Below are 16,136 nucleotides of genomic sequence, written 5' to 3'. Positions count from 1 at the left end.
GGACCGCGCCCGCGATCCGGTCCGCACCGTCGCCGCCTCCGGTCCGTCGTGCTCCGGCCGGGGCGGTTCCTAGGATGCGCTCATGTCTCTCCCGCACGCCATCCTGACCGCCCTCCTGGAGAAGCCGTCCTCGGGCCTGGAACTGACCCGGCGCTTCGACAAGTCCATCGGCTACTTCTGGTCGGCCACGCACCAGCAGATCTACCGCGAGCTGGGCAGGCTGGAGGGCGCCGGGCTGATCCGGGCGCTGCCGCCGGCCGCCCCCGTCCGGGGCGGCCGCAAGGAGTACGAGGTGCTGGCCGCGGGCCGCGCCGAGCTGGCCGGCTGGGTGGCCGCGGGCGAGGACCCGCGGCCGATCCGGGACGCCCTGCTGCTGCGCACCCGGGCTGCGGCGATGGTCGGCAGCCACGGCCTCGGCGCCGAGCTGCGCCGCCACCTGGCCCTGCACCGGGCGCAGTTGGCGGAGTACGAGGAGATCGAGCGGCGGGACTTCGGGGCGGACCGGGAGGACGCCCGGGACGCCGGGCGCGACCGGCTGCACCACCTGGTGCTCGCGGGCGGGATCGACCTGGAGCGGTTCTGGATCCGGTGGCTGGAGCGGGCGGTCGCCGAGGTGGGCGACGAGGACGCCTGAACCGGGCGGACCGGCCGGCCTGCGGACGGCCTGCGGACGGACCGGCCGACGCACGGACGGACGGACGGACGGACGGCCGAGAATGGCATATGCCCCCGGGTCGTGCTCGCGGGATACTGGGCGTTTCGCGGCCGATGCGGGGAAAGGGTGCTCATGACGGACCAGTCGGGGCGGGGGCGCGGGACGCGGCACGCGGTGGTGATCGGCGGCAGCATCGCCGGGCTGCTCACCGCACGGGTGCTCGCCGAGCACGCGGAGCGGGTGACGGTCGTCGAGCGCGACCGCTACCCCGAGGGCGACGAGCCGCGCGCGGGCGTGCCCCAGGGCCGCCATCCGCACGTGCTCCTGGAGGGCGGCCAGCGCGCCCTCGACGAGCTGCTGCCCGGTGTGGTCGGGGAGTTGGAGGCGCTCGGGGCGCCCCGCCTCGGCATGCCGGAGGAGTTCGTGCAGCACCAGGGGGGCACCTGGTTCCGCCGCACGCCCGCCACCACCCACCTGTTCACCGGCACCCGCGCCCAGCTGGAGGCGCTGGTGCGCCGCCGGGTCCTGGCCGACGACCGGATCGGCGTGCTCCAGGGCGCCGAGGCGGTGGGACTGCTCGGCGACGCGCGGCGGGTGCGCGGCGTCCGGGTGCGCGAGCGCGGCACCGACGGGGCGTCCCGCGCACTCGCGGCCGACCTGGTGGTGGACGCGGCGGGGCGCGGCACCCGGGCGGGCGACTGGCTGGCCGCGATCGGCGCCGAGGCCCCGCACGAGGAGACCATCGACACCGGCCTGGCGTACGCCACGCGCGTGTACCGGGCGCCCGCGGACAGCCCGCTGGGCACCGACTGCGCGGCGTACTACGCGATCCCCGACCCCCGGCAGACGTACGCGGGCGGGGTGCTGCCGATCGAGGGCGACCGCTACCTGGTGGTCTTCGGCGGGCTGCGCGGCGCCGAACCGCCCACGGACGAGGAGGCGTTCGCCGCGTACGCGCTGCGGATGCCGCACCCGCCGCTGCACGAGTTCATCGCCAAGGCCGAGCCGCTGTCGCCGGTGTTCGGCTTCCGGCAGAGCGCCAACGTCCGCCGCCGCTACGACCGTCCGGGCCGCAGGCCCGCCGGCTTCCTCGCCACCGGGGACGCCCTGTGCGCCTTCAACCCGGTCTACGGGCAGGGCATGGCGGTGGCCGCGCTCGGCGCCACCGCGCTGCGCCGGGCCCTGGCCGACCCGCGGCGCACCCCGACCACCCGGCGGGTGCAGCGGGCGCTGTTCGAGGCGTCGCGGCAGGCCTGGGACATCGCGTCGGGCGCCGACCGCGGCATGCCGGGCGCGCTCGGCGACGGGGTGCGGACCCGGGCCCTCGACCGGCCGGTCGGCTGGTACCTGGGGCGCGTCCAGGAGCGCTACATGGGCGATCCGGAGCTGGGCGCGGTGTTCCGCTCGGTGGTCGCGCTCAACGCGCCGCTGACGGCCCTGTTCCGGCCGCCGGTGCTGCGCTCGGTGCTGCGTCCGGTGCCGCCGACGCCGGGCGAGCCGCCGATGGTGCGCGAACGGGCCTGATCCGGACGGGGCCGCCCGGGGCCTCACACGCCCGGGGCCGCCGTGACGTCGCCCGAGGCGATGGCGGCCGTGAGGACCGCGTGGTCGTCGGCGTTCTGGTCCGCGTACCGGACCGCGAAGTCGCCGACCGCGCGGTCGAAGACGTCCCCGGCGCCCAGGTAGGCGGCGAGCGCGATGCGGTCGCCGGAGCGGGCGTGCGCGCGGGCCAGGGCGCGGCCGCACAGCTCCCCGTACTCGCGCAGCAGGCCGGGGGACATCGCGTCGACGTCGGCGGAGCCCTTCATGTCGCGCAGCTGCCGCCAGTAGAAGTGGCGTCGCTCGGGCCCGGTCATCCAGCCGAGGAAGATGTCGCCGGCCGCCTGGGTGAGCCGCTGCCCGGCGACGACCCGGTGGCCCTGGTGGGTGTGCGGGCCGGGTCCCAGGTGCGGTTCAAGCACGGACCGGCCCGCCTCCTTGACCTGGAGGAACAGCGGGTCGCCGGCGTCGCGGCCCTGGAGCAGCAGGACGTAGCAGCGGGTGCCCACGCTGCCGACCCCGACGACCTTGCGGGCCGCGTCGACGAACCGGTAGCGGTCGAGCAGCAGCCGGCGCTCCTCGGCCAGCGAGCTGCGGTAGTCGCTGAAGACCTTGCCGAGGGTGACCCGGTCCAGGTCGTCCACGGGCTCCAGGAGCGGCGGGTCGGCGACGATGCGGCGCACCCCGCCGGGGCCCTCCTCGGTGAGCCGGGCCAGGGCGTGCAGGCTGGTGCGGCGGCGGGCGTGGGCCAGGTGCGCCTCGACGGTGCGGCGGCGGCGCTCGCGCACCAGCGGCAGCAGGGCGCCGGTGTCGATGCGCTCGTACCAGACGTCGAGCTCGCCCAGGCCGGCCAGGCGGCGCATGGTGAGGCGGTAGGAGCGGGCGCTCTCGCGGGCGGCCTGCTGGGCCTTGGCGCGGGCGGAGCCGTTCTGCAGGGCGGCCACGGCGACGGAGGCGGCGAGGCGCTTGACGTCCCACTCGAAGGGTCCGGGCAGCGTCTCGTCGAAGTCGTTCAAGTCGAAGAGCAGGGACCGCTCGGGGGAGGCGAAGAGCCCGAAGTTCAGCAGGTGCGCGTCGCCGCAGAGCTGGACGGTCAGGCCGGTGTGCGGCTGGGCGGCGAGGTCGGCGGCCATCACGGCGGCGGCGCCGCGCAGGAAGGCGAAGGGCGACGCGGCCATCCGGCCGTGCCGGATGGGCAGCAGTTCGGCGACCCGGTCGGCGTTCTGCCGGGCGAGGACGGCCAGCGGGTCGGCGCGGTGCGAGGAGGGTATCCAGCGGCCGTGCGCGGAGCGGGGCACACGGGCCCTGGCGGCCTTGCCGCTCGCTGACCGCTCGGACGGCGTCCGCACCGCTGCTCACCACCTCTCCCGGCCTCTCCCCCGCCTGGAGCTCCCAGTCAAGGCCCTGGCGATCACTCCCGCATCCGGAAGGAGTACGGAGCCCGCGCCCCGCCCCCGTCCTACCCGCGCCACAGCCTCCGCTCCGCCTCCCGCGGCGCGTGCACCACGCGCGGTTCGCCCTCGCCGTACACCATGACCGGCCGTCGCGCGTCCCAGGCTTCCCAGCCCGGTTCGCCCGTCCGGGCGAACGCCACCCAGGCCCCGTGCATCGCGGTGGCCAGCGACCGGGGCGGGTGCGGGCCCGACAGGGACAGGGACTCGGGGCGGTCCAGGGTGTCGAAGACGAAGCCGAGCTCCAGGGCGTGGCAGGCCCCCAGGCCCGGTACGCGGGAGCGCCAGGCGAACTCGTAGAGGTGGGCGCGGCCCGGGTGGGCGTCGGCGACCCGGTTGAGCGGCAGCCGCAGCAGCGCGTCGGTGGCGACGGCGCCGAGGACCTCGGCGGGGCTCTCCCCCGGCCTGCCGCGCCGGTAGGCGTCGAACATCGCGCGCGTGCAGCCGTACTTGAGGCGGGCCAGGGACGGCAGCGCGGGGGCGAGCCGGTCCAGGGAGCGCAGGGCGCCGGTGGGGGCGAGCCAGAGGCGGTACTCCTCGGTGGTGGCGCCCAGGAGCAGGCCGATGCCGTCGGCCGCGCCGTCGGCGAGCGCGTCGACGGGGTCGCGGGGCAGCAGCTCGCCGTCGGCGACCAGGCCGAAGAGGGCGCCGCCGGTGAGCGGGTTGGCGCGGCGGGTGGCCGCGTGCTGGGCGGCGAGCAGCCGGGCGGGGTCCACGGCGGCCAGGGCGCGGGCGGTGGCGGGGACCTTCAGCCGGGCGGCGATCCTGCGGGTGGTGCGGCGCAGGGTGTCGGGGGCGAGGACGGCGGGGGCGCCGGACTGCAGGACGGCGCGGTGGAACAGGCCCCGGGCGGCGGGGCTGGTGAGCAGGGCGGCGATGCTGATCGCCCCGGCGGACTCGCCGAAGACGGTGACCCGCCCGGGGTCCCCGCCGAACGCGGCGACGTTGTCGCGCACCCACTCCAGGGCGGCGATCTGGTCGCGCAGTCCGAGGTTGGCGGGGGCGTCCGGGAAGAGGCCGAACCCCTCTACGCCCAGGCGGTAGTTGAGGGAGACCAGGACGACGCCGTCGCGGGCGAAGGCGTGGCCGTCGTAGACCGGGACGGCGGAGGTGCCGCGGGTGAGGGCGCCGCCGTGGATCCAGACCATCACGGGGGCGGGGTCGGGGTCGCGCCCGGGCGGCGGGGTCCACACGTTGAGGTTGAGGACGCCCGCGCCGGGGACGACCGGGTCGGCCAGGAGCACGGCGAAGGCGGGGGTGTACGGGGGCTTGGGCGCCGTGGGCCCGAAGGCGGGGGCGTCGCGCACCCCGGTCCAGGGCTCCGGGGGCTCGGGCGGGCGGAAGCGGCGGGGGCCGTAGGGCGGGGCCGCGTAGGGGACGCCGAGGAAGGCGCGGACGCCGTCGGCTCCGGTGCGGCCGCGCACGGCGCCGTACCGGGTCGTGACGACGGGGTCGCCGGGCTCCCCTTCCGGGCGCTGCCGGGCCGGGCCCGGCCGGTCGTGGTCACGTGTCCGCCGCGCGCCCATCGGCGCCACCGCCCTTCGTCCGCGCCGGCCGAGTGGCCGATTCCGCTTCGGGTCGCGACCGGATCACCCGGAAGGGCGGTTTCCGGCCGTGACAGGCCTGCCCTCCACGGTAGGAGAAGGGGGGCGGCGGGGGCACGTCAGGGTCGTCCAACTGGTGTCGGAGCACTTCGTGCGCCCGGTGTGCGCCTGCGTGCGCGGGTGCGCGCCCCTATGCACGAGCGCCACAGAATGGCTTGAATTATTACCAGATTCCGCCGACGCCCGGACCCCTCGCGGCACTTCCGCAAACGTTCCCGGAGCGGCACTTCGCGCCTTGTCCCAACTGGGCGAGAGCGCTTGCCCGATCATGGTCGGGGAGCGCTCTCCGGCGGCCCGGGGGCGGTTCGTCCGTCCTGGATCGACGGACACAATTCACGCCAGGTTTCACAATGCCCACACAGATTCTCCGGTTCGCACTCCACCATGTGATCCGACAGAGCGGAACTGGAAGTGACTCCAGAGGGAGTCGACCGCTGTTGGGGGGAGAGGGCCGAGCGGGCCGTACGTACCGCTTGCCCTCCGGGGAGGAACAGAAACATGACGCGCATACGGCGCACCGGGCACAGGGCTGCCCTTCTGGGGTCCGCCACGCTGACCACCGCACTCGCGCTCGCGCTCACCGCGCCCGCGCCCATGGCGACCGCCGCCGCGGCCTCGCCCCGCGTGGACCTGCGGGTCCTCGTCGTCGACGACGGGGGACCCGCCACGGCGGCGATCGCCGACGAACTCCGGGTCGCGGGAACGCCGTTCACCACGGTGAAGCTGGCCGACGCCGGACGTCCGGTCATCAACGCGGCCTTCCTGGCCGACACGGTCGACGGCCGCCCGCGGGCCAAGTTCCAGGCCGTGGTGCTGCCCAACGACAACCCGTTCGGCGACGGTTCGGCGGAGATGGCCGCCCTCGCCGCGTACGAGACGACGTACTCCATCCCGCAGGTCGACGCGTACACCTACGCGCGCCCCGCGGTCGGCCTCGACACGCCCGACCAGGGCGGCTACGCGGGCTCCCTGGACGGCCGCACCGCCCAGGTGACCACCGCGGGCAAGGCCGGGGCGTTCGGCTACCTGGACGGCGCCGTGCCCTTCGAGGACAACGCCCCGACCGTGAACGAGAGTTGGGGTTACGCGGCGAAGCCCGCCACCGGCGCGGACTTCACCAGCTACGTGGACGTGGAGATCCCCGGCGCCACCGGCCAGCGCGGCTCGCTGCTCGGCGAGTACCGCCACGACGGCCGCCGCGAGCTGGTCGTCACCTTCGTCTACAACCAGTACCAGCAGCAGTTCCGGCTGCTCGCCCGCGGCATCGTCAACTGGATGACCGACGGCGTCCTGCTGGGCGCGGACCGCAACTACTTCGCCGTGCACGTCGACGACGTCTTCGCCACCGACGACCGCTGGGACTCCACCCTCAACTGCACGCCCGGCGACGTCGACTGCCCGCCCGGCCAGGGCCAGCAGGACGGCATCCGGATGTCGGTGGCCGACGCCCAGCACGCCGCGCAGTGGTCGCGCCAGCGCGGCCTCACGCTCGACATGGTCTACAACGGCGGCGGCAGCGACCAGTTCAAGCTGGAGAACAACAACAACGACCCGCTGCTCACCCAGCTCCAGGCCGACAAGAGCGCCTACCGCTGGGTGAACCACACCTACGACCACCCGTTCCTGGGCTGCGAGCAGAACATATCCGTGGTCCCGTGGGTGTGCGCCAAGAACGCGGACGGCTCCACCAAGTGGATCACCCGGACCGAGATATCCCAGCAGATACGCGACAACCGCACCTGGGGCCAGCGCTACGCCTTCCCGCTGGAGACCGGCGAGCTGGTCACCGGTGAGCACTCCGGCCTGGCGCTGCTGCCGCAGCAGCCGACCGACAACCCCAACCTGGCCGGCGCGCTGACCGACAACTCGGTCACCTCCCTCGCCTCGGACAACTCCCGCGAGTCCACGCAGCGCCAGGTCGGCCCGGCCCTCACGGTGCCGCGCTACCCGATGAACATCTTCTACAACGCCGGCCGCGTCTCGGACCAGGTCGACGAGTACAACTGGATCTACACCCGCAAGTCCCAGGGCGGCAGCGGCATCTGCGAGACCGCAGCGCACACCACCTGCCTGGACGCGCCGCTCGACCCGGCCACGGGCTTCCAGAACTACATCGTGCCGCTGGAGAAGCGGATCGCGCTGGGCCACGTGCTCTCCAACGACCCGCGCCCGCACTTCATCCACCAGTCCAACCTCGCCGAGGACCGCATCGCGTTCCCGGTCCTGGACGGCGTCCTCGACCAGTACGCGGCGCTCTACGCGGACAACACCCCGCTGGTCAACCTGCGCCAGAAGGACATCGGCGACGAGATGAAGACGCGGGCCGCGTGGAACGCCGCGGTCGCCGCCAACCAGGTCACCGCCTACCGCATCGACGGCACCGTGACCATCCAGGCGCCCTCCGGGGTGCGCGCCGCCGCCACGATGCCCGCCGGGACCCGCAAGTCCCTGGTGATCGGCAGCGAGGCCTTCGGCAGCGCCTACGCGGGCAGGACGTCCGGCTGGGCCTCCCCCGGCGTCCTGCAGGACAAGGTCACCCTGACCCTGCCCACCACGGCCGTCACGGCCCTCAAGAACACGGCGAAGACCGTCGCCGCGGCCAAGAAGTCGGCCGCCCCGGCCCGGAAGCCCGCGCAGCGCCTCCCGCTGCCCCAGGGCGTCGTCCACCGGGTGCCCTACGGCGTCACCGCCCGCTGATCCACCGGCGCCGCACGGCGGCACGGGTCCATCGCCCGCGCCGCCGCGCGGCGCCCGGGGCCGCCCCACGCAGGGCATCGGCCGGGCCCTTGCCCCCGTCCCGACCGGTGCGGCACCGCCTTCTTCGACGCGCGACTTCTGGGGAGCAGTTGCAAAATGCTCGATGAGCTTCATCCGCCGCCATCCGGCGGCGACGTCCAGGTCACCCTGCTGACCGAGGGCACCTATCCGCACAGCCACGGTGGCGTCAGCGTCTGGTGCGACCAACTGGTCAGCGGTCTGCCGGAGTTCGACTTCCGGATCACCGCGGTCACCGGCACCGGCCGCGAGAGCCTCGCCTGGGAGCTGCCGTCGCACGTGCGGCCTCCCGTCACCGTCCCGATGTGGGGCCCCAACCCGCCCGGCAAGCCGCCGCGCGGCAAGGCCCTGCGCGACCTCATGGAGACGTACGAGCGGTTCCTGACGGCCCTGCTGGACCCGGAGTCCGAGGAGCTGTTCGCGCCCGCCCTGTACGAACTGGCCACCTCCGCGCTGGCCGGGGAGCTGTCCCCGACCCTGCGCACCGACGCGGCCGTGCGCACCCTGGCCGGGGTGTGGACCCGCCCGGGCCTGGCCGCACAGGCGGCCCGCCCGACCCTGCACGACGCCCTGACCGCCACCGACCTGCTGGAGCACGCGCTGCGCCCGCTGACGGCGCCGCCCCCGCACGACGGGGTGGCGCACGCGGTCAGCGGCGGGCTCGCGGTGCTGCCGGGCCTGGTGGGCAGCCACCGGTACGGCGTGCCGCTGCTGCTCACCGAGCACGGGGTCTACCTGCGCGAGCGCTACCTGGGCTACCGCACCGGCCCCTACCGCTGGCCGGTGAAGGCCCTGGTCCTCGGCTTCTTCCGGATGCTGGCCGAGGAGACCTACCGGGTGGCCGAGATGGTCACGCCCGGCAACCGCTACAACCGGCTCTGGGAGGAGCGCGGCGGGGCCGACCCGCGGCGCATCCACACCGTGTACAACGGCGTGGACCCGGCCGCCTTCCCGCCCGCCGGCCCCGAGCCGGAGGTCCCGACGCTCAGCTGGGCGGGCCGGGTGGACCCGATCAAGGACCTGGAGACGCTGATCCGCGCCTTCGCGCTCGTACGGGAGGCCGTCCCGGACGCGCGGCTGCGGCTGTTCGGGGGCACCCCGCGCGGCGGCGAGGCCTACCGCGAGCGCTGCGAGGCGCTCGCGGCCGAGCTGGGGCACGGGGACGCGGTGGTCTTCGAGGGCCGGGTCGAGGACATCAGGGACGCCTACGCCGCGGGCAACGTGGTGATGCTGTCCAGCATCAGCGAGGGCTTCCCGTTCACCCTGATCGAGGCCATGTCCTGCGGCCGGGCCACCGTGTCGACGGACGTCGGCGGGGTGACCGAGGCGGTCGGCGACAGCGGTCTCGTGGTGCCGCCCAGGGAGCCCGAGGCGATGGCCAAGGCCGCCCTGGAGCTGCTGCGCGACCCGGACCGGCGGGCCGCGATGGGGCAGGCGGCGCGGCTGCGGGTGATCGAGCAGTTCACCCTGCGCCAGACCGTCGACACCTTCCGGAACATCTACCTCCAACTCGCCTACGGCGAGGACGAGACGGTGTCCCTGCGTCCCGTGGAGGCAGCTGTATGAGCGGGCCGCTGCACCTGCTGGAGGGCGAGGGCCAGAGTCTGCCCCGGGTGCCCCGACGACGCACCCGGGGGCGGCCCAGCTGGGCCGTCGACCCGATCGACGAGCTGGCCGAGCGGCTCGTCGAGCCGGTCTCCAGCGCCGTCCACCCCTACGAGGTGGCCGCGCTGCTGGAGTCGGACGGCCTGACCGGTGACCAGATCAGGCAGCGGTACGCCCGCCCCGACCTGTTCACCCTGGCCGAGGACCTCTACCACCGGGTGCCGCGGCACTACCCGGAACCACCCGTCGGCCCCGACCCGTGGCGGCCGGACCACTGGCGCTGCGTGCTCCGCGGGATCGTCTTCGCCCTGCCCGGCCTGGCCTACGTACTGGGCGCCGGGCTGTGGCGGGGCGGCAGCGGGCTCACCGGCCTGGTGGCCGCCGCCCTGTTCGCCTGGGCCTGGAACCAGGGGCTGAGCCACCGGGCCTACCTCAGGCTCAGCGGCGAGGGCCCGGCGGGCGCGGGCCGTTCGCTGGCCGTCGGCGCCCCTGCGGGCGCCCTGGCCGCCTCTGCGGTGGCCTTCGGGATCTCCGGTCCCGGGCCCGCCGCCCTGTTCGCGACCGGCCAGTCGCTCTACCTGGCCGCGGCCACCGTGCTGCTCGTGCTCGGCCGCGAGCGCACCCTGGCCCTGACCCTGCTGCCGGTCGCGGCGGGCGCGGTGGCCACCTTCTGGTGGCGCCCGCCCGCGGCCTTGGCGATCGCCCTGCTGCTGACCACGGTGCTGCTCGCCGGGGGCGCGGCCGGGCACGGGCTGCGCGGCTTCCTGAAGGAGGATCGGGCCGACGGCGTCACCCCGCCGCGGCTCGTGCGCTCGCTGCCCTACGGCCTGTTCGGACTCGCGGCGGGCACCCTCGCCGTCTCCGGCGGGGCGGCCGGGGCGCGGGCCGTCGTGGTCCTCACCCTGAGCATGGGCTTCGCCGAGTGGCTGCTGTACCGCTTCCGGGGGGCCGCCGTGGCCGCCCTGCGGGCCAGCGCCACCGGCCGGGCCCTCACCCTGCGCGCCGGGCGGGTGCTCGGGCTCTGCCTGGGCGCCTACCTGCTCGCGCTGCTCGCCGGGGCCCTGGTCACCGGCTCCGACCCGCTGCTGCTGCTCGGCCTCGGCGCGCTGCTGTGGACCGGGCTGCTGCTCCAGGCGTTCGGGGTGGCCTGGCCGCCCGCCGGGGTGTGCCTGCTCGCCGCCGCCGGTTCCTCGGCCCAGCTGCCCGGGCCGCTCGGCGCGGCGCTCGTCCCGGTCGCCGCGCTCGCGCTGGGCGGGTGGGCCTGGTACCTGCTCGCCCGGCCGACCGCGCACCGCTGAGCGACGCCGCGCGCCGCGGCCGCTCCCGTACCACCACCAGCTGAAGAAGCACCATCCGCAGAGGAGCAACTCCCGTGTCACAACCTGCACTTGCCGCCGTCACCGGAGCCGAGGGCTTCATCGGCTCGCATCTGACCGAGGCCCTCGTCCACGCGGGCTTCAAGGTCCGCGCCATGGCGCAGTACAACTCGTTCTCCTCGTACGGCTGGCTGGAGACCCTGGACCAGGAGGTCCTGAACCACGTCGAGGTCGTCCTGGGCGACGTGCGCGACCCGGGCTCGGTGAACGGCCTGGTCCGGGGCGCCGACGCGGTGTACCACCTGGCCGCGCTGATCGCGATCCCGTACTCCTACCAGGCGCCGCACAGCTACGTGGACACCAACGTCACGGGCACGCTCAACGTCCTGGAGGCGGTGCGCGGACAGGGCATCGCCCGGCTCGTGCACACCTCGACCAGCGAGACGTACGGCACCGCGCAGACGGTCCCGATCACCGAGGACCACCCGATCAACACGCAGTCCCCGTACGCCGCTTCGAAGGCGGGCGGCGACCGCCTGGCGGACAGCTACCACGCCAGCTTCGACACCCCCGTGGTGACGCTGCGGCCGTTCAACACCTTCGGCCCGCGCCAGTCGATGCGCGCGGTGATCCCGACGGTGATCGGCCAGGTCGCGGCGGGCGAGCGCACGATCACGCTCGGGGACCTGCGCCCCACGCGCGACTTCCTGTACGTCAAGGACACCGCGCAGGCGTTCCTGGCGGCCGGCACCACGGCCGCCGAGAAGGTCGTCGGGCGGACCTTCAACGCCGGTACCGGCGGGGAGATCTCGGTCGGCGAACTGACCAAGCTGGTCGGCAAGTTGATGGACGTCGACCTGGAGGTGCGCGAGGACGAGCAGCGCATCCGCCCGGCCAACTCCGAGGTCATGCGGCTGGTCGCCGACGCCACGCGGCTGCGCGAGGCCACCGGCTGGGCGCCCGCGCACGACCTGGAGGCGGGCCTGCTGGACACCATCGCGTTCTTCCGCGACCCGGCGAACCTGGCCCGCTACAAGACCGGCATCTACAACATCTGACCACGCTCCACCGACCGTACGAAGATTCAGGGGGCACCGACATGCACGCAGTGATCCTGGCCGGGGGCAAGGGCGTCCGGCTCCGGCCGTACACCACGGCGCTGCCCAAGCCGCTCGTCCCGATCGGCGACCAGCACGCGATCCTGGAGATAGTGCTGCGCCAGCTGGCCGCGTCCGGCTTCACCAGCTGCACCATCGCCATCGGCCACCTCGGCCACATCATCCGCGCCTACGTCGGCAACGGCTCGCAGTGGGGGCTGCGGGTCGGCTACTCGTCGGAGGACACGCCGCTGGGCACCATGGGCCCGCTGCTGACCATGATGGACCGGCTGCCGGAGCACTTCCTCGTGATGAACGGGGACATCCTCACCAACCTCGACTACGGGGACGTGGTCAAGCAGCACGCGGACTCCGGCGCGCCCCTGACGGTGGCCACCTACGCCCGCAAGGTCTCGATCGACTTCGGCGTGCTGACCACCGAGGAGAACAAGGTGGTCGGCTTCGCGGAGAAGCCGAGCATGGACTACCGGGTCTCGATGGGCGTCTACGGGCTGACCCGCGACACCCTGGCCTCGTACACCCCGGGCCAGCCGCTCGGCTTCGACGAGCTGGTCCTGGACCTGCTGGCCGCGCAGACCCCGCCGAACGCCTACGAGTTCGAGGGCTACTGGCTGGACATCGGGCGCCCCGACGACTACGACCGGGCGAACGCGGAGTTCAGCACGCACCGCGGCCTGCTGCTCAAGGGAGCGTGACGGGCACGTGCGCATCCTCGTCCTGGGAGCCACCGGCTTCCTGGGCCGGCACACCGCCGAGCGGCTGCGCGCCCTGCAGGGCGTGCGGCTGCTCGTGGGGGGCCGGTCCGCGGCGGCGGACATCCCGCTGGACCTGACGGCCGAACCGGCCGCCCTGGCGGACGCGCTGCACGCGGCCGCCCCCGACGTCGTCGTCAACTGCGCGGGCCTGGTGGCCGGGAGCGTGGTGCGGATGGCGGACGTGAACACGCGCGGCCCGGCCGCGCTCTGCGAGGCGCTGCGGGAGGCGGCGCCGGGCGCCCGGCTGGTGCACCTGGGCTCGGCGGGCGAGTACGCCCCCTCGGGGCCCGGCGTGCGGCTCGACGAGTCGGCCCCGGCGGCGCCGCTGAGCCCGTACGGCGCCACCAAGCTGGCCGGCACCGTCGCGGTGGGCGCCTCGGGCCTGGACACCGTCGTGCTGCGGGTGTTCAACCCGGTGGGGCCCGGGGCGCCGGCCGCCGGGCTGCCGGGCCGGTTCGCGGCGGAGCTGCTGCGGGCCGGGAACGGCGGCACGGTGCGGGTCGGCGACCTGTCGGCGCACCGGGACTTCGTGGACGCCCGCGACGTGGCGCGGGCCGCGGTGCTGGCGGCGACCGCGAAGGGCCCGCTGCCGCCGGTGCTGAACATCGGCAGCGGCAGTGCCACCGAGGTCCGGGCCATCGCGCAGGGCCTGCTGCGGGCCTCCGGCCTCGACTGCCGCATCGAGGAGTCCTCGGCGGTGGGGTCGGCCCGGTCGGCGGCGGTGTCCTGGCAGTGCGCGGACCCGTCGGCGGCGCGCGCGGCGCTCGGCTGGGAGCCCCGGCACCCGCTGGCGGAGTCCCTGGACGACCTGTGGGCGGACTGTACGGCCACGGCCTCGCCATGATGCTCGTGCCGATGTACGTGCACCCGGCGGCCGACCCGGGCGCCTGGCGGGCGCTCGCGGCGGCCGCCGACCGGCTGTACGGGGTGGTCCTCAACGTGGCCGACGGGCCCGGGGGTTCGCCCGATCCGGCCTTCGCGTCCGCCGCCCGCGACCTGCGGGCGGCGGGCGTGGCCGTGCTGGGGTACGCCGACCTGGACTACGGGCGGCGCCCGCAGCGCGAGGTGCTGGACGACCTCGACCGGCACCGCGCGTGGTACGACGTGGACGGCTTCCTCTTCGACCAGGCGCCGGACCAGGCGGCCTGGCTGCGCGCGTGCAAGCGGCTGGTGAAGGCGGCCCGGGCGCGCGGCGGCCGGACGGTCGTGCTCAACCCCGGGGTGCACCCGGCGCCGGGGTACGCCTCGGTGGCGGACCTGGTGATCACCTTCGAGGGCGACTGGGAGGCGTACTGCCGCGCCCCGGCCGCCCCGGCGTGGACGTCCGGCCATCCTGCGGAGCGTTTCTGCCATCTCGTGCACGGAGTGCCCCCGGGGCTTTGTTCGGTGGCGGGTCGTACCGCGAGACTGCGGGGCGCGGCGGTCCACTGCGCCGTCACCGGGCACGGCCGCAACCCGTGGTCGGTCCTGCCGCCCGCCCTCAAGGAGCCGTCACCGTGATCCGCCGCACCGCACCGCTGCCGCTCGCGGGCGCCGCCCTGCTGGCGGCGCTGCTGGCGTCCTGCGCGCCGCCCCCGGAGCCGCCCGCGCCCCCCGAGCCGACGATCGGCGTCCCGGCGGCAGGGACCAGGACGCCCGTGGCGCCCCCGCCGTCGAGGTCCCCGTCCCGGTCCGCGTCGCCGTCGGCGTCCGCCACCGGGCCCCGGCCCACGGCCAAGTCCCGCGCGAAACAGGCTGTTTGGAGGCCCGAGCCCGGTACCGCGTGGCAGTGGCAGCTGGACGGGCGGGTCGACACCGGGGTGGACGTCCCGGTGTACGACATCGACGGCTTCAACAACGACGCTTCAGTGGTGGCGGAGCTGCACCGGGCGGGGCGGAAGGTGATCTGCTACGTCAACGCCGGCTCCTGGGAGTCCTACCGGCCGGACGCGGCCGCGTTCCCGCGCGGCCTGCTGGGCGACGCCAACGGCTGGCGGGGCGAGCGCTGGCTGGACGTGCGGCGGGTGGAGGTCCTGCGGCCGCTGATGGCCAAGCGCTTCGACATGTGCCGGGACAAGGGCTTCGACGGGGTGGAGGCGGACCTGCTGGACGGGTACACGGCCGACACCGGCTTCCCGCTGACCGGCGCGCACCAGCTCGCGTACAACCGGATGATCGCGGAGCTGGCCCACGAGCGGGGCCTGGCCGTGGGGTTGAAGAACGACCTGGAGCAGATCCCGCAGCTGGTGGGCGTGTTCGACTTCGCGGTGAACGAGGAGTGCGCGGAGTACGACTCCTGTGCGCCGCTGGCGGCCTTCGTACGGGCGGGCAAGGCGGTGTTCCACGCCGAATACGCGCTGTCCACCGAGGAGTTCTGCGGCACGGCGAAACGGCTCGGGCTCAGTTCCATCCGCAAGAAGAGCGACCTCGGGGTGTGGCGCGAGAGCTGCTGACATATGCCGGGCAGCCGTGTGATCCGGCCAGAACCCGACGGGTGTTCCCGTACCGGACTGGCAAACAGGTTTAGACCAATGATAGGCATTGATCACCCACACGGCACTCCCGACCACGTAGAGCGAAGAGAGGGTCGATCATGGCCGAGCCCGATCGCGACCACACCCCCGCAGCGCTCCCCCTGTACCTGCGCGTCGCCACCGCGCTGCGCGACGACCTGGACCACCAGCGGATCCAGCCGGGCAGCAGACTGCCCTCGGAGCGCACCCTGGCCGACCGGTTCCGCGTCAACCGGCAGACCGTGCGCAGCGCCCTGCAGTTCCTGCGCGAGCAGAGCCTGGTGGTGACCGACCGGCGCGGCACGTTCGCGGCGGTGGCCGCTCCCCCGCCGCCGGCGGCGCCCGCCGACGGGCGCCACCCGTCGTTCCCCGGCGGCAGCGTGGCCACCGGCGCGCTGGTGCGGGCCGGACTGCGCTGGCAGCACGCACCGTACGAGACGGCGCTCGCCCTGGACCTGCCCCCGTCCGAACCGACCCTGGTCCACCGCCACTTGGTGCTCGACGCGCGCGGTGACGTGGTCCAGCGGACCCTGACGCACTTCTCGCACCACGCCCTGGAGGAGATCCCCGAGCTGGGCCGCTACCGCCGGGGCAAGGACTGCGAGCAGCAGCCCGACCTCAGGCTGCTCTACCACTGGATGCACCGGGCCGGGCTGCGCCCGGTGCGCCGCGAGTCGATCGGGGCCTCCGAGCACTGTGCGCCGGACCAGGTGCAGCTGACCGTGCACCGCGAGGTGGCCGACCAGCACGGGCACCTGCTGGAACTCACCGAGCTGCACTTCGCCCCGCAGACGGCCGCCTGGCGGTACGAGTTCTCGGGCTGACC

The 16,136-nt window shown here is 74.8% G+C and carries 13 protein-coding genes; 11 read left to right on the top strand and 2 right to left on the bottom strand.

Annotated elements, in window-relative coordinates; genetic code table 11:
* The first annotated feature begins 82 nt into the window (after positions 1-82).
* Both ABT160_RS14355 and ABT160_RS14350 read left to right on the top strand, forming a co-directional pair.
* Positions 83-634 carry a PadR family transcriptional regulator gene (locus ABT160_RS14355; RefSeq protein WP_351647340.1) on the top strand — a complete coding sequence of 184 codons (552 nt, stop codon included), beginning with the start codon at positions 83-85 and terminating at the stop codon, positions 632-634.
* 153 nt (positions 635-787) lie between these two features.
* Positions 788-2,179, top strand: a complete 1,392-nt coding sequence (locus tag ABT160_RS14350) for an FAD-dependent oxidoreductase (protein ID WP_351647338.1) — start codon at positions 788-790, stop codon at positions 2,177-2,179.
* Between the two features lie 23 nt (positions 2,180-2,202).
* Here the strand turns inward: ABT160_RS14350 and ABT160_RS14345 are convergent, their stop codons facing one another.
* The gene (locus tag ABT160_RS14345; protein WP_351647336.1) at positions 2,203-3,543 is read right to left on the bottom strand and encodes a DUF2252 domain-containing protein; all 1,341 of its coding nucleotides are present in this window, start codon (positions 3,541-3,543) and stop codon (positions 2,203-2,205) included.
* Between the two features lie 110 nt (positions 3,544-3,653).
* On the bottom strand, positions 3,654-5,171 hold the full coding sequence (locus ABT160_RS14340) for a carboxylesterase/lipase family protein (RefSeq protein WP_351647334.1): 1,518 nt from the start codon (positions 5,169-5,171) through the stop codon (positions 3,654-3,656).
* A gap of 576 nt (positions 5,172-5,747) precedes the next feature.
* Here ABT160_RS14340 and ABT160_RS14335 point away from each other — a divergent pair.
* From ABT160_RS14335 to ABT160_RS14295, 9 genes are all read left to right on the top strand, one after another.
* On the top strand, positions 5,748-7,946 hold the full coding sequence (locus tag ABT160_RS14335) for a hypothetical protein (RefSeq protein ID WP_351647333.1): 2,199 nt from the start codon (positions 5,748-5,750) through the stop codon (positions 7,944-7,946).
* Between the two features lie 156 nt (positions 7,947-8,102).
* On the top strand, positions 8,103-9,590 hold the full coding sequence (gene pelF, locus ABT160_RS14330) for a GT4 family glycosyltransferase PelF (RefSeq protein WP_351647332.1): 1,488 nt from the start codon (positions 8,103-8,105) through the stop codon (positions 9,588-9,590).
* Positions 9,587-10,927, top strand: coding sequence for a hypothetical protein (locus ABT160_RS14325; protein ID WP_351647331.1), 1,341 nt, complete (start codon positions 9,587-9,589; stop codon positions 10,925-10,927). Before pelF ends, ABT160_RS14325 begins: the two co-directional genes overlap by 4 nt.
* A 74-nt stretch (positions 10,928-11,001) precedes the next feature.
* On the top strand, positions 11,002-12,003 hold the full coding sequence (locus tag ABT160_RS14320) for an SDR family NAD(P)-dependent oxidoreductase (protein ID WP_351647329.1): 1,002 nt from the start codon (positions 11,002-11,004) through the stop codon (positions 12,001-12,003).
* Between the two features lie 41 nt (positions 12,004-12,044).
* Positions 12,045-12,758: a nucleotidyltransferase family protein gene (locus tag ABT160_RS14315; protein ID WP_351647327.1), complete on the top strand. Its 714-nt coding sequence runs from the start codon at positions 12,045-12,047 to the stop codon at positions 12,756-12,758.
* A gap of 7 nt (positions 12,759-12,765) precedes the next feature.
* Positions 12,766-13,662, top strand: coding sequence for an NAD-dependent epimerase/dehydratase family protein (locus tag ABT160_RS14310; protein WP_351647326.1), 897 nt, complete (start codon positions 12,766-12,768; stop codon positions 13,660-13,662).
* Positions 13,659-14,318 carry a spherulation-specific family 4 protein gene (locus ABT160_RS14305; protein WP_502984226.1) on the top strand — a complete coding sequence of 220 codons (660 nt, stop codon included), beginning with the start codon at positions 13,659-13,661 and terminating at the stop codon, positions 14,316-14,318. Before ABT160_RS14310 ends, ABT160_RS14305 begins: the two co-directional genes overlap by 4 nt.
* Entirely contained in the window at positions 14,315-15,250 is a 936-nt protein-coding gene (locus tag ABT160_RS14300; protein WP_351647322.1) for an endo alpha-1,4 polygalactosaminidase, read from the top strand. The genes ABT160_RS14305 and ABT160_RS14300 overlap by 4 nt, the downstream gene beginning before the upstream one ends.
* Before the next feature lie 140 nt (positions 15,251-15,390).
* On the top strand, positions 15,391-16,134 hold the full coding sequence (locus ABT160_RS14295; protein ID WP_351647320.1) for a GntR family transcriptional regulator: 744 nt from the start codon (positions 15,391-15,393) through the stop codon (positions 16,132-16,134).
* Positions 16,135-16,136 lie beyond the last annotated feature (2 nt).

Source organism: Streptomyces sp. NPDC001941, assembly GCF_040296945.1.
In the GTDB taxonomy this organism is placed as follows: Bacteria; Actinomycetota; Actinomycetes; order Streptomycetales; family Streptomycetaceae; genus Streptomyces.
Note: the sequence above shows the minus strand (reverse complement) of the source record. Positions and strands in the feature narration are given on the sequence as shown.